Origin of the sequence: Micromonospora sp. SL1-18 (genome assembly GCF_047921505.1) — a bacterium.
Classification (GTDB): domain Bacteria; phylum Actinomycetota; class Actinomycetes; order Mycobacteriales; family Micromonosporaceae; genus Micromonospora.
In genome coordinates this window covers 17,593-34,431 of record NZ_JBLROA010000050.1, presented here as the reverse complement: position 1 = coordinate 34,431, position 16,839 = coordinate 17,593, and the positions used below count along the sequence as shown (strand labels likewise).

The window sequence follows — 16,839 nt, the reverse complement described above, 5'->3', positions numbered from 1 at the left end:
CGTGGGCGAACCATCCGTCGCCCGGGCGGCCCTGCGCTACTTCTCCCGAGTCGCGCGAAGCGTGTCGCTGCTCCGCCGCTGTGGGCCAACCGCCCGCGTGGAGTGGGGGGCGTACCTGCGGGCTACGCCCCCCACTTCGAGGGTTGGTCGTTAGTGGGATTTGGTGGTGAGACGGAAGGTGGTTACTACTGCGGCGTGGTCGCTGGGCCAGGAGTTGGCTGACGGGTTGGTCGCCGACGGACGGCCGACGAAGAGGGTGTCGGAGGAAATCAGTTCCAGGCCGCCGGAGGTGGTGTAGTCGACGTAGTCGATCCGGTCCTGCGGCTCCGGCTTCCCGTTGGCGTTGGTGTTGATGACCGGCGACCAGGTGATGCCGGGCTTGGCGCTCGGGTCCGGGTTCGCGGTCCGGTAGGAGTCCAGCAGGCCCGCCGCGCGGAACACAGCGGGAACCGGCCAGTCGACCGCTCCCGCATTGCAGTGGGACGCTGCCGTGGCGGTGGCCCAGTCGGTCCCGGACGGAGAGGCCAGGTCGCCGAGCAGGACGAGCGGCGTACCCGACCGGAGGTCGGTGGCCATAGCCTTGGCGACAGCCTGCGCCTGGGCGTACCGGGTCGTCGACGTCTCCTTGGCTACTATGGACGCGACGTCGGCGCCGTCGAAGCAGGTGCCGTACGGACCGTAGTTCGACTCGTCAAGGTGGACGTCCCAGATCCGTACCGGCTTGCCGCCGACGCTGACCGTCTCCGCGGCAGCCGGAGCCGACGCGGTCGGGAAGACTGTCGTCGTACCGGGAGCCCTCGGGTACGACGACACGATGCCGAGATCACCAATTCCATGCACGGACCATCCCAGGGCGGCGCCGACGGACTGCGCCATCGCATAGCCGCCGTCCTGGAAGCCGATGACTCCGAGACCGCGAGCGGCGATGACAGCGAGGTTCTTGCCAATCGCATCATTGACCTCGCTGCCCGCGTTCCAGGCGTTCCACGTTGCCGCCTTGAAGTCCGGCGACGTGTTGGGGGCCGCGACCGGCACCTCGACCAGGATCATCGAGGTCGTACTGCCGCTCGTGGCCGAGACCGTGATTTCTCCGGCATTCTTCTGCCGGCGGTCCGGCGCGGTTCCGGTGACGGTGCCGTCGGCGGTCACGTCGAGCCACGCATCGCCCGAGACCTTGGTGAACGAGGTCGGCGCCGGGCCGTTCCACAAGCCCAGCAGCGGCTGGCTGACGGCCCCAGAGGCGGGCACCGCCGGAACCTTGAACGTATCGCTGACGAAGCCCTTGGGCAGGCTCGGCCAGTTGCCGGCCTGAACCGAGAGCTTGACCCACTGGGCGTACAGAGTGGCGACTCCACCGTTCTCGGCAATCAAGTTCTTCACCGATACCAGGTCGCTGTACACGACCACTCCGGTGGGAGTCGTGCTCCAGCCCGCGAAGCGGTAGTTGTCCCGGACGAAACCGTTGGGTGCCAGCGCGGCCGCGGTGTCGTAGGTGAACGTACTGGCGTCCGTCGTACCGGCCTCAGCGCCGTTGCCGTCAAAGATGACCTTGTACGTGTTGGCCTCGAAACGCGGCACGACCACGACATCGGCTGTCGGCATGGTGAAGCTGCCCGCAGCGTCGATGGTGAGACCGGAGGGCGTCGACACCTGCCAGTCGTCGAAGTGGTAGCCCGTCGCGGCCGATGGCGTGAGCTTGACGGAGTCACCGGGTGCGGCCGAGCGGACCGACGGCGTACCGCTCCCATGGTCGGCGTCATCGATCGAGACGAGGTACTGCCCGTGCGCGCGCCAGCGGGCGTACAGCGTGATCGACGCACCATCGGTCGGGACCCGGTCGGTGAAGTCAGCGCCATTGGCGTAGACGACAGGCCCGACGGGGGTGGTGGCCCAGCCGGCGAAGTCGGAGCCGCTCAGGGTGTAGCCATTGACGCGCAGCGGTGCGGCAACGTCGTACTGGACTGGCTGGTCGGCCATGGTCCCGCCGTCGGCGCCGTTGCCGTCGAAGTGCACGGTCGCCGAGTCAGGGACGAACGTGGCCTCCACGGCCACCGCCGCGTTCGGCATGGTGAAGGTGCCGTCGGCCGCGATCGTCAGGTCGCTCGGGCTGGTCACGTGCCAACCGGCGAACTTGTAGCCGCTGTCAGGCGTCGCGGTCAGCGTGACCTTGTCGCCCGGCGTCACCGCACTGGACGATGCCGAGGCGGTGCCGTGGCCGGAGGACTTCACACTCACCGTGTTGGTCGGGTAGACGATGTTGATGATGAGGGGCGATCCGATGATCGTGTGCCCGTCGTTGTAGAGCAGGCAGACGGCGTACGACCCAACGGTCATGCCGGTGAAGGTCAGCGTGCCGCCGGCGACCGGTGACGAATCGGCCGGCGGGTAGTTGTGCGTACCGGTCTGGGTGTACTGCCAGTACGTCGATCCCACGCCGCAGGTCGTCTTGCCGCGGTACCAACCGATCCAGTTGCTCGTGCTCAGCTGATTGGCGGGCGCCTCGTAGGAAAGGGATACCGGCGTACCCACCACGGCGGTCGTCTGTGACGCGGCGAGCGGGGCGTTCACCACGGTCATGGTGATCTTCGAGCCGATGATCGTGTAGCCGTCGTTGTAGAGGAAGTAGACCTCGTAGGTTCCAGCAGCCACGCCCGGGAACTGGAGAGTGCCGCTGGCGATCGCCGTACCAGGCACGGTCTGGCTGTTGGTCGCCGTGTACACCCAGTACGTCGACCCGACCTGGCCCGGCTTCTGACCGGGCTTGTAGAAGCCGATCCAGTTGGTGCGGGAGACCTGGTCGGCCGGGGCGGAGTAGCTGAAGGTGATCGGGGCACCGGCGGCCACAGTCGTGGTCGGGGTGCTCAGGGCCGGAGTGGCCTCGGTGGTAGACGTCGGCGCGGCCGGCGCGGCCGGCACCGCGACCAGAAGTGCGACGAGGAGCGCGACCACCGCCGTCATCGCGGCGGCGACGCGGGTGCGAAGCGTGCGGATCACCAGGACTCAGCCCTTTCCGATCGCCGCGACGCGGCCGGCGTACCGCTGGGTCCAGCCAGTGCCGGTGTCAGCGGTGATGACGAGGTCGTAGTACCCCTCCGTCGTCGGCCAGGGGACGACCTTGGACTTGCCGCCATCGAGGTGAACGACCTGGGTGCCGCCGAGGTAGTCGTGCGCGCTCAGCTTGTAGCGCACCGGCTCGGTGCCGTCGTTGTACAGCGTGACCTTGACCTTGCCCTCCTGGCCGTTCTCGGCCATCTTCAGGTCGACGTCGACACGCGGGATGCCGAGGTCCTGCTGCCCAGCGGGCACGAGCTGTCCAGCGAACGAGCGTACGAATCCGTCGTTGCAGTAGATCGAGAACGCGTACTTGCCGTCCGTGGTCGAGCTGTCCCAGGTGTACTCGCGCGGCGCGTTCGCACTGACGGTGAACGGCGTACTGGAGAACGCCCGGTACTTGTCCGGGAAGGCCTGGAAGCTCACGGCCTTGCCGTCGGGACCGCCGGCCAGAGTCATGGTGGCGGTGACCTTGCCCGTGACCCGGTCCTCGGACAGCGTGGCGTGCGGGTGGAACGAGAGCGGCCGCGGCTTCATGTGGTCGGCAGGGACCGACACCGGCTGCTCGTCGACCGGATTCGGGAAGGTCACCGGGTCGACCTGCGGATGCGCGAAGTCGAGCGCGCTGGTCAGATCGCCGGCGATCGAACGCCGCCACTCGGTGATGTTGGGGCAGGTGAACGGCTTGCCGAGGTAGGCGGCCCACTTCTCCAGGAACTTGATCGGCGAGACGTGGTCGAAGACCTCCGAGGCTACGTAGCCGCCGCGAGTCCATGGTGAGACGAGCAGCATCGGCACGCGCGGACCGAAGCCGAGCGGGTAGGAGCCCGCGTACTCGCCCGCCGTACCCGCCTCAGGCCACGGCGGCAGCACGTGGTCGAACTTCCCGTCGTTCTCGTCGTAGTTGAGGATGAAGAGCGTGTGGTTCCAGATCTCGGGGTTGCCCTGCAGGATGTCGATCACCCGCTTGACGTAGCGCTCGCCGTGCAGGGCGTCCGCGGACGGGTGCTCACTCCAGCCGTACGGCGCAACGATCCAGGAGACTGCGGGCAGCGGGAACGCCGCACCCGGCTGGCACGCGTCATGGAAGTCCTTCAGGACGACGTCGAGGTTCTGCTCGGAGTCGTTGTTCGGCGAGGACATGCCGGAGTAGTACGTGCAGTTGCCGCGCCAGATCAGGCCGGTGCCGGGCTGCAGCTTCGGGTCGTCGGGACTGAGCCCCTTCGGGTCGAACCCCTTGAAGTACTTCAGCTCGTTGTCGCCGTAGTCGCCGACCCAGGCGCTGATGTAGCCCTGCCGCCCGTTGCCGCTGTTGTCCGAGTAAAGGCGCCAGTCGATGCCGACCTCCTGGAGCTGCTCGGGCACGGTGATCCAAGGGCGGCTGTAGTTGGACTCGTCAGTGTTGCCGGTCTCGCTGTTGGCGGTACCACTCCACAGGTACTTGCGGTTGGGGTCGGTCGGCCCAAACTCGGAGCAGAAGTTCTGGTCGCAGATCGTGTACTGCGCGGCCATCGAGTGGTAGAAGCTCATGTAGCCGCCGGAGTGGTAGTTCATGCAGCTGGCGCCGTTGTGCCGCACCCACAGGTCCCACTTGCGGTGGTCGACGTCACCCCACGGCCCGTGGTCGTTGCCCCAGGGACCGTCGTCGACCTTCGGCGTGACGATCTTCCCGGTGCTGTCCTTCTGCTGGAAGACGTTCGTGCCGTCCTGGAAGGTGAGCGCCTGCTTGTCGCCGAAGCCGCGGACGCCGGGGAACTGGCCGAAGTAGTGGTCGAAGGACCGATTCTCCTGCATCAGGATCACGACGTGCTTGAGGTCGGACATGTCGCCGTGGAAGCCCGTGGGCAGGACATACTCGTCCGAGCTGCCGGCGAATGCACGGCTGGCCGGCCCGGCGAGCCCGCCAAGAGCCAGGGCGCCGGCGGCGAGGCCCGCGCCCTGCAGGACACGGCGCCGGGTGACGCCGGTGACCTGCCCGGCGCTGTCGCCTGACGCAGGCTCAGGTGAAGGGGTGGTTCGGTCGGTGGCCATCGATGAAGTCTCCTCTGGACCGACGGATAGGAATCTGGCGACCCTCACGCAATCAATCGGACCGAAACACCGCATGAACACTGCCGGACCGTCTCCTTCACGCCCCATGTCACCCCGACGCGTGTTCTACCTCGAGCGGCAGGCGGTCAAGTGGCGGTTAGCGTCACCGATGGCGGCGGCGCCGACTGTGGAGAGGAGTGACCCAGACTCGGTGCCCAGACCGGCCAGGAGCTGGCGAGTTCGTCCACCGAGGGTGAGTGCCTGGCCGGGCGGGCGTGGGGCTACGGTCGCGGCGTCGCTGCTCACCGAGCTCAGCCAGTTGCTGTTGAGCCGCGCTGCCGACGTCGACGACGTCATGCTCAGCTCGTGCGGGCGCGCCCTGGGGGTCGGGATCGTCGCCGGGCTCACCCGGCTTCGCGTGTGGGCCTCGTAGCCGGGCCCCAAAAAGCCGGCTTTCGGCGCCCCCAAAAACCCGGCTTTCGGCCGGTGGGGTGACCGGCAGCGGAAGGTTCGGTGAATTGGGCCGTCTTGAGTTGCCTGGTGTGGAGCGAGCACTGCAGGGTCAGGGAACGATCGTCGCCCCCCAACACACACACGACGGAAGTGCTTGCCTGTGCGTCCACTGGCGTTCCTCGCCGCCCTTGTTGCCGTGCTCCTCGTCGCCGCTCCGGCGCGGGCGCACGTCCGCGCGACCTCGGTCGCGGTCGACCTGCGCAGCCAGGGCGACGGCGTCGCAGCTGTCGTCGACGTGGAGTACGACGTCCTCGCCCGGCTGCTGAGTCTCGACGGCACCCTGAGCCCGGACGCGGTCGGCGTGGACGGCGCGGCCGCCGAGGTGCCGACCGAGCTGCGGCGCAGTTCGCTGGACGCGCACGCGAGCGACGTGGCGGCGTACGTCGGCGGGCGGCTGCGGCTGAGCCGCGGCTCGATCGGGTGCATCGCTGAGGACGACGCCCGCGTCGAACTCGCCGACTCCGGCGCGGTGCGGGTCGCGCTCGCCTACGACTGCCCGGCGTCCGGCGCGCTCACCGTCCGCAGCGACATCTTCCGCGCCTCCGACGGCGTCATCGACGACACCACCACGATGGTGGCCTACGACATCGACGGCCGCCGCGGTTCGACGTTGCTCGACACCGCCCGCACCAGCATCACCGTGGGGCGCACCGACCTGCTCAGCGAGATCCCGCGGTTCGTCCGGCTCGGGGCGGAGCACCTGCTCTTCGGGCTCGACCACGTGCTGTTCCTGCTGGCGCTGCTGCTGGGCGCGAAGCGGCTGCGCGACGTCGTCGAGGTCGCCACGGCCTTCACGGTCGCACACTCGGTGACCCTGGTGCTGGCCGCGATCGGCTGGGTCAGCGTGCCCGGGTGGATCGTCGAGCCGCTCATCGCGCTGTCGATCGCGTTCGTCGCGGTCGACAACCTGCTCTCGCCGAGGACGAGCCACCGGCTGCCCGTGGTCTTCGGCTTCGGGCTGCTGCACGGGCTCGGCTTCGCGGGCGCGCTCAGCGTCGACGGACCGCTGTCGGCCTCGACGCTGGCCGACCTGGTCTCCTTCAACGTCGGCATCGAACTCACCCAGTTGGCGATCATCGCGATCACCTTCCCGGCGCTGCTGTTCCTGCGCAGGGCCGCGACCACGCCGGTCGCCGCTCGCGCCCTCACGCTCGGCACCGTCGCGGCGACCGTCGCCGTCGCCGGTGCCGGTCTGGTCTGGTTCGTCGAACGCTCCCCGCTCCTGACCTGACACCCATCTCCCGCCCCCACCCCGAAGGATCCCGATGTCCGCGTTCACCTGGACACGCGCGCGCCTGCGCGTCGTCCTGTACACCACCACGCTGGGGCTCGCCGCCAGCGTCGTGGCGGGCCCGCTCACGTCGTACGCGGCGACCGCCATCGACCCGCCGGAGGCCACCGTCAGCGGCGTCGTGTACGTCGACGCCAACGGCGACGGCCAACGCAACCCCGACGAGGTCGGCCTGGCCGGCGTGCGCGTCTCCGACGGCAAGGTCGCCACCACGACCGCCGCCGACGGCTCCTACTCGCTGACGATCTCCACCGACCGTCGCAAGACGGACATCGTGTGGGCCGGCCAGCCGCGGGGCTACCGGTTCGGCCTGGACCAGTACAAGGAGCCCAGGTTCTGGGTCAACCTCGGCCAGCTCGCCGACGGCGCCACGCCGACCGCGGACTTCGCGCTCGTCCGTGACGACCTCTCCGACGGCGACACCTTCTCCTGGGCCAACATCGCCGACCCGCACGTCAACGCACAGCTGCCCGACCAGATCCGCGAGATCAACTCCACGGGCACCGACCTGCGCTTCATCGCGGTCAGCGGCGACCTCACCAACGACGCCAGCCAGGGGCAGTTCGACACGTATCGTCGCGGCACCCAGCAGTCGGCCGTCGGCGTGTGGCCGGCCGTCGGCAACCACGAGTACGCGAGCGGCTCTGCGTACGCGGACAAGATCGACAACTATCGCAAGAAAGTTGGTCCGGAGTGGTACTCGTTCAACTACGGCAACCGGCACTTCGTGGTGCTCGAGAACAACGGCTCGGCGCCGTTCGACGAGGAGCTGAACTGGCTCAAGGACGACCTCGCCGCCAACGTTCCGCTCGACGACGACCCGACCAACGACATCGAGGTCGTCGTCCTCACCCACCAGCCGATGAACGTCCCGTTCGGCTCGCCGTCGACGTACGACGCCTTCGGTGACGTGCTCGAGCACTACAAGGCGCAGCTGATCCTGGTCGGTCACGAGCACTCCAACCACGTCGAGAACCACTCGGCGTTCGCGTCGACCGCGAAGCACATCCAGACCGTGTCGAGCTCGTACACGATCGACAACGCGCCCCGCGGCTTCCGCTACATCCACATGGCGGGTCCGGGCTTCGACAACCCGTTCCGGATGTACGGCGAGAACGAGCACCTCACCATCGTCAGCCCCGCGCCGGGCTCGAAGGTGCCGGCCGCGAAGTTCCCGGGCATCCAGATCAACGCCTACGACACCGGCGACGAGGTCGTCTCGGCGCGCTACCGGATTGCCGGCGACAAGAACTGGATGCCGCTGCACCACAGCGGCGAGTTCACCTGGCAGAGCAACCTGCCCGACAGCCTGCAGACGGTCGGTGAGCACAGCATCGACGTGAAGGTGGTCGACGCGGCCGGCAAGACCTGGACCAAGTCGGCGGACTTCACGCTGACCGGCGAGCCCGCCCTCCAGGCGGTCGCCGGCGGCAACTGGGAGCAGCACCACGGCAACGAGGCCCACTCCGGTGTCGCGCCGGCGCAGGAGGCCGGCCGCCGCCTGGCCTGGAGCTTCCGCACCAACGGCACCTTCCTCACCGGGTCGCCGGTGATCCACGACGGCGTCGTCTACGCGGGCACCCGCGACGAGAACGGCGACGGCAACAGCCGGGTCCACGCCGTCCAGCTCAAGAACGGCAAGGAGCTGTGGAACTTCGAGGTGCCGCAGTCGATCCACGGCAGCATCGCCTACGGCGACGGCCTGATCTTCGCTCCGACCCTAGGCTCGGAGCTGTACGCCGTCGACGCGGTCACCGGCGAGCTCCGCTGGAAAGCGGTGCCGGAGCAGGCCCCCGCGCCCAACAACCAGCGCACCTACGGCTACTACTCGCCCGCCGTCTCCGGCCACACGGTGCTCTGGCCGTACCAGACCCGCTACGGCATCGGCAGCCAGGGCGTCCTGAAGGCGCTCGACACCAAGACCGGCGCCCAGATCTGGGCCTCCCCGATGTCGGGCAACCAGATGAGCGACGGCACCCCCGCCGTCATGGACGGCACTGTGTACATCGGCAACCAGACCGCCGACCGGGTGCTCGCCTACGACCTGGCCACCGGTGCCCGTAAGTGGACCGGCACCGAGTCGCTCGGCAGCTGGCAGGACGGCGTACCGACCGCCGCCGAGGGCAAGGTCTTCATCGGTGCCAACAACGGCATCGCCGCCCGTGACGCCAAGACCGGTGCCACGTTGTGGACCTACCGGAGCTCGCGCTCCTCGCTCGTCTCGAGCGGCTCGACGCCGAGCGCCGCGGCCGTCAAGGACGGCGTCGTCTACATGGGCTTCCCGAGCGGCGCCGTCGTCGCCCTCGACGCCCAGACCGGCAACGTCTTCTGGGAGCGGGTGCTGCCCGGCGACATCTACCACGGTGGCGTCATGTCCAGCCCGGTAGTGGCCGGCGACACGCTCTTCGTCGGCGCCAACAACGGCAAGTTCTACGCCCTGGCCACCGACACCGGCCAGATCCTGTGGAGCCACGAGATCGGCACCTGGGTGGGCGCCGGCCCGGCCGTCAGCGGCAACACCGTCGTGACGGGCGCCTGGGACGGCAACCTCTACGCCTACGTGCCGGGCGGCGAGTCCGCGCAGCGCTGGGCGACCGTGACCGGCACGGTCAGCGACCCGGAGACGGGTGCTCCGGTCGCCGGCGCGAAGGTCACCGCCGGAGCCGCCGGTCAGGACACCGCGGTGACCAGCACCGACGCCCAGGGCCACTACCGGATCGGCCTGCCGGCGTCGACCTGGACCATCGCGGCGGCCAAGCGCGGCCTGATCGCCGACGACCGTTCGGCGTCCAGCGTCACGATCGGCACCACCGGCAACGCGACGGCCGACCTGAAGCTGGTCAAGGTGACCCACCCGGTCGCCGGCAAGTCGACGTACGCGCCGGACTACGGCAACGGCAGCACGCGCCCGGACGTCGTCACGGGTATGGAGTACTACTACCTGGCCAACGACAAGATCCGGGCGTCCGTGACGCCGTACACCGCCGGCAACAACGGCGTCGGCGGCAACAACGGCGTCGGCGGTCTGGGCCAGGGCGCGCTGTCGGACCTCATGCTCAACGACGCCAACGGCGCCGAGACCCTCGACTGGGCCGAGATGCTGCTGCGTCCGAGCCTCACGCCGCCCGACTCGTGGGACCGGCCGAACGACCAGCTCGACCTGCCCGACCTCGCGGTCGACGGCGCCGCCGTGGTCGGCAACGGCCAGTACCGGGCGAACCCGGCCATCAAGGCGCAGGTCCGCTACGAGACCCTGCCCGACGCTCCGATCGTGAAGATGACGGTCAAGCTGAGCAACACGGGCACGACCGGCTACCAGGGCTACTTCAACTACATGATCGACCCCGACAGCTCGGTCGACAACGGCCGGATCCCCGGGTTCAGCGGCATCAACCCGGGTCTGAAGACCTCGGGCTGGACCGGGAACTACGTCTACGTCGGTGCTGACGCGGCCACCACGAACGGCCAGGCCGCCCACGGTCTCGCGTGGGCACTGGACACCCCGACCGCGGTCGGTGCGTACGGCTACATCGAGGGTCTCTACTACGACGCCACGATGGCGCCCGGTGCCACCAAGCAGTTCACCTTCTACCACCTGACCGACTACGCGACCGACGGTGGCGACCCCACCCGCAACATCGCGAAGTGGGCCGACGAGATCGACCTGCACGACGCGGCCGTCCCGGACGCCGCTCGCGCGGCCGGCACGATCACCGCGGGCGGCGCCGCCGTCTCCGGTGCCCGGGTCGCCCTCGAGCAGGCCGGCACGGTGGTCGCGACCGCGAGCACCGACGCCCAGGGCAGGTACCTCGTCAAGGCCCCGACCGGTCAGTACGACGTCCAGGTGTCCAAACTGGGCTACCAGACGGCCACCGGCACGGTCACCGTGCCGGCGGCGGGCAGCGGCGTCGCCGACGTCGCGCTGAGCCCGGTCAGGGTCGAGGCGAGCTACGGCAAGCAGATCGGCTCGGGTCTGGTCGAGGCGGGCTACGGCGACGTCATGCTCGAGAACGACAAGCTCTCGATGGCGATCGCCGACGCCTACAACGACTCTCAGCTCTCCGGTGGCACCCGCGGCAAGCCGGTCGACATCGCCGTCCGCGGCATGGCCGACCAGTTCGACTGGATCAACCTGCCCTACGTCTCGGCGACCCAGCCGACCGGCGATAGCGCGTGGGACATCCGGTCGGTGGCGGCGACCGACATCCAGATCATCCAGGCGACCGGCGACAAGGCCGTCGTCCGGGTGTCCGGGCCGGTTAAGGGCTTCACGGGTCTGACGGCGGCGACGACGTACACGCTGAAGCCGGGCGACAACTTCGCCACGGTCTCGACGGAGCTGAGCAACTCCGGCTCGGCTCCACTCAGCGTGTGGACCGGTGACGCGATGGACCACGACGCGGCCGGCCAGGCCAGCGTCATCCCGGGTGCCGGCATCGTGACGCCGGGTGCGACGGCGGCGTACGCCCCGACCAAGCCGTACATCGGCATGACCGGGACCGACCCGCAGGTCTTCGGTCTCGTCTACGGCACGCCGGCCAGCGCCTTCGACGTCTACGCCGCGGGCAACTGGGTGATGAGTCGGTTCAACGTCGACGTGCCGGCGGGTGGCTCCTACACCCTCACCCGCAAGCTCGTCGTCACCCCGGGCACCGACGCGGTGGGCATCCTCGACGGCGTCCCCGCGCCGTAACGCACAGCACCCCACCACACGGGGCCGGCCCGGACTCCAACCGCGCCGGCCCCGTGCGTCGAGCCGCCAGAACAGTGCGGCGGGTCGCGTCAGGTGGACCGCATTACCACGACGGGGGTGCGCGGGCCGATCGTGATCGACTGTCCCGCGGCCAGCGGCGCTCTCACGCCGAGGGCGGCGTCGGTCGACAGCACGACGGACGACACGGCGCTGGGCCCAGTCGTCCTCGGGCAGCACGGTGTCGAGCGGCTTGGCGGAGGCGTTGAACCAGGCCAGGAACGACGCGTCGACGAGTTGGTCCCGCGCCGGGGACATGTCCCACTCGCCCAGAGGCCAGTGGCGGCCGCCCCGGATCCAGGACGACCGCCACTGGTTTTGTACGGTCAGGCGGTCACTTGGCGTTCAGCTCGATGAGCTGCGCCTCGTCCGCGCTCGGGTTGTCGTGGCTGACGATCATCAGCCCGAGCGGCGGGGTCTTGGCGAACTCGGCCGCGTTGACCGAGACGGTCTCGGTCGCTGAGGCGCCCGGGGCCACCACGTCGAACATGCCGGTGCTGACCGCCGGCTCGAACGCGTTGAACGAGGCCACGCCGTCCACCACGTCCACGGTTCCGTCGGTCAGGCCGTAGGCGACCGCGCCGTACCTCAGCCGCGGGTTGCTCGCCGACAGGCACGGCGACGAGGCGGCACACAGCTGCGAGATGTCCACCGGCAGCACAATGCTGCTGCTGTCGGTCGGCGCATCGGCCAGGTATCGGATCGAGCCGGCGTTGGTCTTCAGGTTGAACACCGCTACGGCCATCAGCCCGTTGGAACTACCCGTCGTCAACGCACCGTAGTCCGCGCCAACCACGGCGTAGTCATCGACTCCGTCGCCGTTGACGTCCACCCGGATGTCGAACTCGTTGGCCGCCGCGTTGGACCACCGGTGGTACGTGCTGACCGCGAACGCCAGCACGCCCGGGAATGCCTGCACGCCGACGGCGCGGACGTCGTTCGAGCCGAGGCCCTTGTTCTTGCGGTCGGTCAGCCCCCAGGCGTACCAGTCGGCGGTACCCGTGGTGGCGCCCTTCTTGTTCGTCACCGTCGCGGTCGCCGAGCCGTTCTTGGTCAGCCCGTTCTCGTCGATCTTCGTTTCGATGTGCGACACCGCCTGCGGCACGAGGTAGTACGGCACGCGCAGCGCCACGCCGTCGCTCCCGCCGCTGATCGGGGTGAACTGCACCAGGCCGGCGACGTCGCGGAACTTGGACGAGTCACCCGCGGTGGCCGACGGTACGGACAGCCGGACCTCGACCTCCGCATCGCCGCGCGCCGGTACCGTCACCTTGGTCTTGCTGAGCGAGACCGAGTGCGGTTGGCCGGCGTCCCGGGTCGCTGCCACGTTGAACGAGGCGGCCACGCTGCCGAAGTTGTGCAGCTTGACCGTCTTCGTGGCCTCGTAGTCCTTGTCCAGCTCCGCGAAGCCGTAGTTGAGCGTCGCGGTGCCCTTGTCACCGAGCGCGACGACCTGGGTCTGCGTCGCCCCCACCGCCTGGATCAGGCCGGCACCGGCGATCCTGGTGCTGTAGTTGTTGACCTGGCCGGGGTCGGCCGTGTTGACGATCGCGGCCTTCCAGTTCTCCACCTTCTTCCAGGTCGGGTGCGCCTGGCGGACCAGGGCGGCCATGCCTGCGGTGTGCGGCGAAGCCATCGACGTGCCCGACAGCACCGAGAAGCCGTTGCCGGACCCGTTGGCGGCCGAGAAGATGCCGACGCCCGGCGCGGTGACATCCGGCTTGAGCCAGCTGTCACCGGTACGCGCGCCACCCGAGCTGAAGCTCGCCGGGGCGAGGAAGCTCGGGTTCGGGATGGTGAACGCCGACAGCGCCACCGAGCCGCCGTCCGCGGCCAGCAGCGCCGTGCCGCCACTCGCCCGTACCCCGAGGAACGGGATCGTGACGTTGTACTTCTTGCCGTCGTCCGGGTTCTCGGTGATCGGGCCCTCGTACGACGGCAGACTGTCGTCGGTGTTCACCATGATCACCGCCGCGGCCCCGGCCTGCTGGCCGAAGACGGCCCGCGCGACCCGCGCACACGTACCACGCTTGGTCACGACGATCTTGCCGGCCACGCCGGCGTTGACGTACTCCTGCGGGTCGCAGCCCAGCGAGATGGCCGATCCGGTCTTGAGCACCTTCACCGGGAGCGTGGTGCCGTCGGCGAACGCGACACCGTTGGCGTCGATGGCGTCCACCGTGGGCCCGGTGCTCAACGCGAGGTGGGCGCCCGGGTTGCTCGCGGTCGAGTCGCTGGCCGCGACGCTGATGACGCCGGTGCCGCTGGCAGGCGAACCGGTGATGTACGGGTTGGGCCCGCTGTTGCCGGCGGACGCCACGACGATGATGCCGGCCTTGGCGGCGTTGGAGGCGGCCACCGCGCTCGGATCGTCGGCGCTGCCGAACGACGAGCCGAGCGACATGTTGATGACGTCCATGCGGTTGTTGACGGCCCACTCGATGGCGTCGACGGTCATGTCCGTCGAACCCTGGCAGCCGAACACCCGCACGGAGTAGAGGTCGGCCTTGGGCGCCACGCCCGGACCGACCAGCCACGAGTGCCCGCTGACCGTGGTCTGGTCGTACGAGCCGGTGTAGGTGGTGCCGCCGGCGAGCACGCCGAAGCCGACCGCCGAGCCGGCGACGTGCGTACCGTGCCCGTTGCAGTCCAACGGGTTCGAGTCCGGGTGCGGCACCGGCTGGTACGACTTGCTGCTCGGGTCGGCGTTGTAGCTGTCGCCGACCAGGTCGATGCCGCCCTTGACCTTCGGCGCGTTGGGCCCGAAGTAGGCCGGGTTGGCCGGCTGGGTCTCGGCGGCGTGCGCCGCCTCGTAGGCGGCCGCGGTGCCGGGCCCGCCGAAGTCGGCGTGGGTCCAGTCGATGCCGGTGTCGATGACAGCGACCTTGATGCCCTCGCCGTGGAAGCCGTTGAGGCCGTTCCATACCGCGGGCGCGCCGATCAGCGGTACGCCGCGGACGTTGTCCGGCTCCATCAGCTGGACACGGTGCAGCCCGACCACGTTCGGGATGTCCATGAGCGCGGCGGCATTGCGCGCCGGGATCCGCACCTTGATGCCGTTGTACGCGGACTGGTAGTTGCCCACGACGTTGCCGCCCAGCTCCCGGACCCGCTGTTCGACCGGTACCTGCGCGGCGCGCAGTTGGCTGCGGCGGGACTGCTTCTCGCTGCTGGTCAGCGGCGTCGCGGCGGCGGCGTCGGCCACGGTGACCGGGTCGCCGGACAGCTCGACCATGACCGTGGTCAGCGCGTTGCTGAGCCCCAGGGGTAGGTGGGTGACGACGGAGCCTTCGGGAGCCGGTGTGAAATGGGGGGTCGGGGCCGAGACGGCCGGGGTGGCGCCGCCGATGACGGCGAGGCTGGTGGCAAGCACCCCGACGCCGGCAAGCCGGGCGACTTGCCGGCGTCGGCCTGTGAAGGGCAGCACTCTCCAGGGATGCATGTCTACTCCACTTCTACGCCCGCATGGTTGCGAACGCTCAGGTGACGTTTACACCACCGGGTGTCGATCAACAACCGACGTTCGGCGGATATCGGCCCAGAGGTGACCCGCCTCCTGCTGGGAGTCGGAGAAGGAGACCGGGACATTCTTAGCAGTGGGGACGCTACAACGACGCATCACCAAATAGGAGCACATCACCGGGCGAGAAGCCCCGTCGCCCGCGTTCGCGATCTGACTGATGTTCGACGTTTGCTCGCCGGGATGGCGGTCGTTACGTTCGCTCAGCGTGGCCGACCAAAAGGAGGAGATGGGATCAGCAGGTGGTTGCCAGGTTGGGCGCCGGGCATTGGCCGTGCGGCCCTGCTGCTCGTCCTTGTCAACCTCGAGCAAGTTCGGCATCGTGTGGACCGCGGTGCATGCACCAACAACGACCCAAAATGGAGTACGAAATGGCAGAAACAGAGCCCGGGTCCGGCTTTGACCGTGGCACGGCAGTCACCCGCTCGATGCTGGGGTGGGGAGTCGTCGCCGGCCCGTTCTATCTCCTCTTCGGCCTCACCCTCGCTGTCACCCGGCCGGGATTCGACCTGACCCGCGACGCGCTGAGCCTGCTGCTCATCGGAGACCTCGGCTGGCTGCAATGGCTGAACCTCGTCCTCTCCGGCCTGATGTCGATCGTCGCCGCGATCGGGCTGCTGCGCACCCCCGAGTGGTCGCGCACCGCCGGGGTGTTGGTCGCGGTGTACGGGGCATGCCTCGTGCTCAGCGCGATCTTTCCACCGGACGCGACCGAGAGCTTCCCACCCGGGGCCGGCGGCGGAGAGTTCACCACCGCTGGCATTCTCCACTTCGTGTTCGGCGGCGTGGCGTTCGTCAGCGTCGGCATCGCCGCGATCATCGCCGGCTCCTGGCTCAACCGACGCCAATCGCGAGGAACGACATGGTCGAGAATCGCGGGAGTGGTCATCATTGTGGCCTTCCTCGCCGGCGGGGCACTGTCCGCGTTTCCCGGCGGCGTCGGACTCATTTGGATCACGGTGCTGGTCACCTGGGCCTGGCTGGCGATGATCTCGATCGCCGCCTACCGCACGATCCCGCACCCCGTCATCGCACGACGCTGACCGGCAGCCCCGCATGCCAGGAAGGTTGGTCGCTGGACAAAACCGTTGGTCCTGTAGCAGACGATTTAGCGGTCGTTTATTCCGGTTTACCCTTGGCGGCGGCGAGACAATGACTTGATTGGTGGTACGTGATGAGGTTTGATGCCGAACTACGCCTCAATGGGATAACGGCAACGGGCGTTCCCGTTCCGGAGCACGTCATCGATGCCCTGGGCGGAGGCCGCAGGCCACGGGTCAACGTCACGCTCAACGGCTACGCCTTCCAGACGGGCCTGGGCACAATGTCCGGCCAGGTCATGATCCCGGTCAGCGCTGCGATCCGGAGCGCCACAGGCATAACGGCCGGTGACCGGCTCGACGTCGAGATCGAGCTCGCGACAGAGCCTGCGCCGGTCGCCGTCCCCGAGGACCTGCGTGCAGCTCTCGCCACCGATCCCGAGACGCAGGCCTTCTTCGATGGACTCACGACGAGCCAACAGCGGGGCTACACCGAATGGATTGAGCAAGCCAAGAAGGTCGATACCCGTCAGCGTCGGCTGGCGCAGACCGTGGAGGCGCTGCATGGCCGCCGCTCGCGTCGATAGCACGGACACCAGGATGGTCTCATTACCGCCTGTAGCTGTGCCGGGCGTCATGCTGC

9 protein-coding genes are annotated in these 16,839 nt (G+C 68.8%); 5 read left to right on the top strand and 4 right to left on the bottom strand.

Annotation, left to right across the window (positions count from 1 at the left end):
* Positions 1-150: 150 nt before the first annotated feature.
* Both ACNAW0_RS21890 and ACNAW0_RS21885 read right to left on the bottom strand, forming a co-directional pair.
* The gene (locus tag ACNAW0_RS21890; protein ID WP_416289820.1) at positions 151-2,994 is read right to left on the bottom strand and encodes an InlB B-repeat-containing protein; all 2,844 of its coding nucleotides are present in this window, start codon (positions 2,992-2,994) and stop codon (positions 151-153) included.
* Between the two features lie 6 nt (positions 2,995-3,000).
* A complete protein-coding gene (locus ACNAW0_RS21885) occupies positions 3,001-5,082 on the bottom strand; it encodes an alkaline phosphatase family protein (RefSeq protein WP_416289818.1) in 2,082 nt (693 codons plus the stop codon).
* A 253-nt stretch (positions 5,083-5,335) separates the two neighbouring features.
* On the opposite strand from ACNAW0_RS21885, the gene ACNAW0_RS21880 reads away from it, so the two are divergent.
* From ACNAW0_RS21880 to ACNAW0_RS21870, 3 genes are all read left to right on the top strand, one after another.
* Entirely contained in the window at positions 5,336-5,515 is a 180-nt protein-coding gene (locus tag ACNAW0_RS21880) for a VanZ family protein (RefSeq protein WP_416289817.1), read from the top strand.
* Between the two features lie 180 nt (positions 5,516-5,695).
* A complete protein-coding gene (locus tag ACNAW0_RS21875) occupies positions 5,696-6,826 on the top strand; it encodes a HupE/UreJ family protein (RefSeq protein ID WP_416289816.1) in 1,131 nt (376 codons plus the stop codon).
* A gap of 34 nt (positions 6,827-6,860) precedes the next feature.
* Positions 6,861-11,579 (top strand): PQQ-binding-like beta-propeller repeat protein, encoded by a 4,719-nt coding sequence (locus ACNAW0_RS21870; RefSeq protein WP_416289815.1) that lies wholly within the window; start codon positions 6,861-6,863, stop codon positions 11,577-11,579.
* A 391-nt stretch (positions 11,580-11,970) separates the two neighbouring features.
* Here ACNAW0_RS21870 and ACNAW0_RS21865 read toward each other — a convergent pair whose 3' ends face one another.
* Positions 11,971-15,078: a S8 family serine peptidase gene (locus ACNAW0_RS21865; protein WP_416289814.1), complete on the bottom strand. Its 3,108-nt coding sequence runs from the start codon at positions 15,076-15,078 to the stop codon at positions 11,971-11,973.
* Between the two features lie 48 nt (positions 15,079-15,126).
* Positions 15,127-15,468 (bottom strand): hypothetical protein, encoded by a 342-nt coding sequence (locus ACNAW0_RS21860; RefSeq protein ID WP_416289813.1) that lies wholly within the window; start codon positions 15,466-15,468, stop codon positions 15,127-15,129.
* A gap of 59 nt (positions 15,469-15,527) precedes the next feature.
* Between ACNAW0_RS21860 and ACNAW0_RS21855 the strand changes: the two genes are divergently transcribed.
* Both ACNAW0_RS21855 and ACNAW0_RS21850 read left to right on the top strand, forming a co-directional pair.
* Positions 15,528-16,199 carry a DUF998 domain-containing protein gene (locus tag ACNAW0_RS21855; RefSeq protein ID WP_416289812.1) on the top strand — a complete coding sequence of 224 codons (672 nt, stop codon included), beginning with the start codon at positions 15,528-15,530 and terminating at the stop codon, positions 16,197-16,199.
* A 131-nt stretch (positions 16,200-16,330) separates the two neighbouring features.
* Positions 16,331-16,783, top strand: a complete 453-nt coding sequence (locus ACNAW0_RS21850; RefSeq protein WP_416289811.1) for a YdeI/OmpD-associated family protein — start codon at positions 16,331-16,333, stop codon at positions 16,781-16,783.
* Positions 16,784-16,839: the final 56 nt, after the last annotated feature.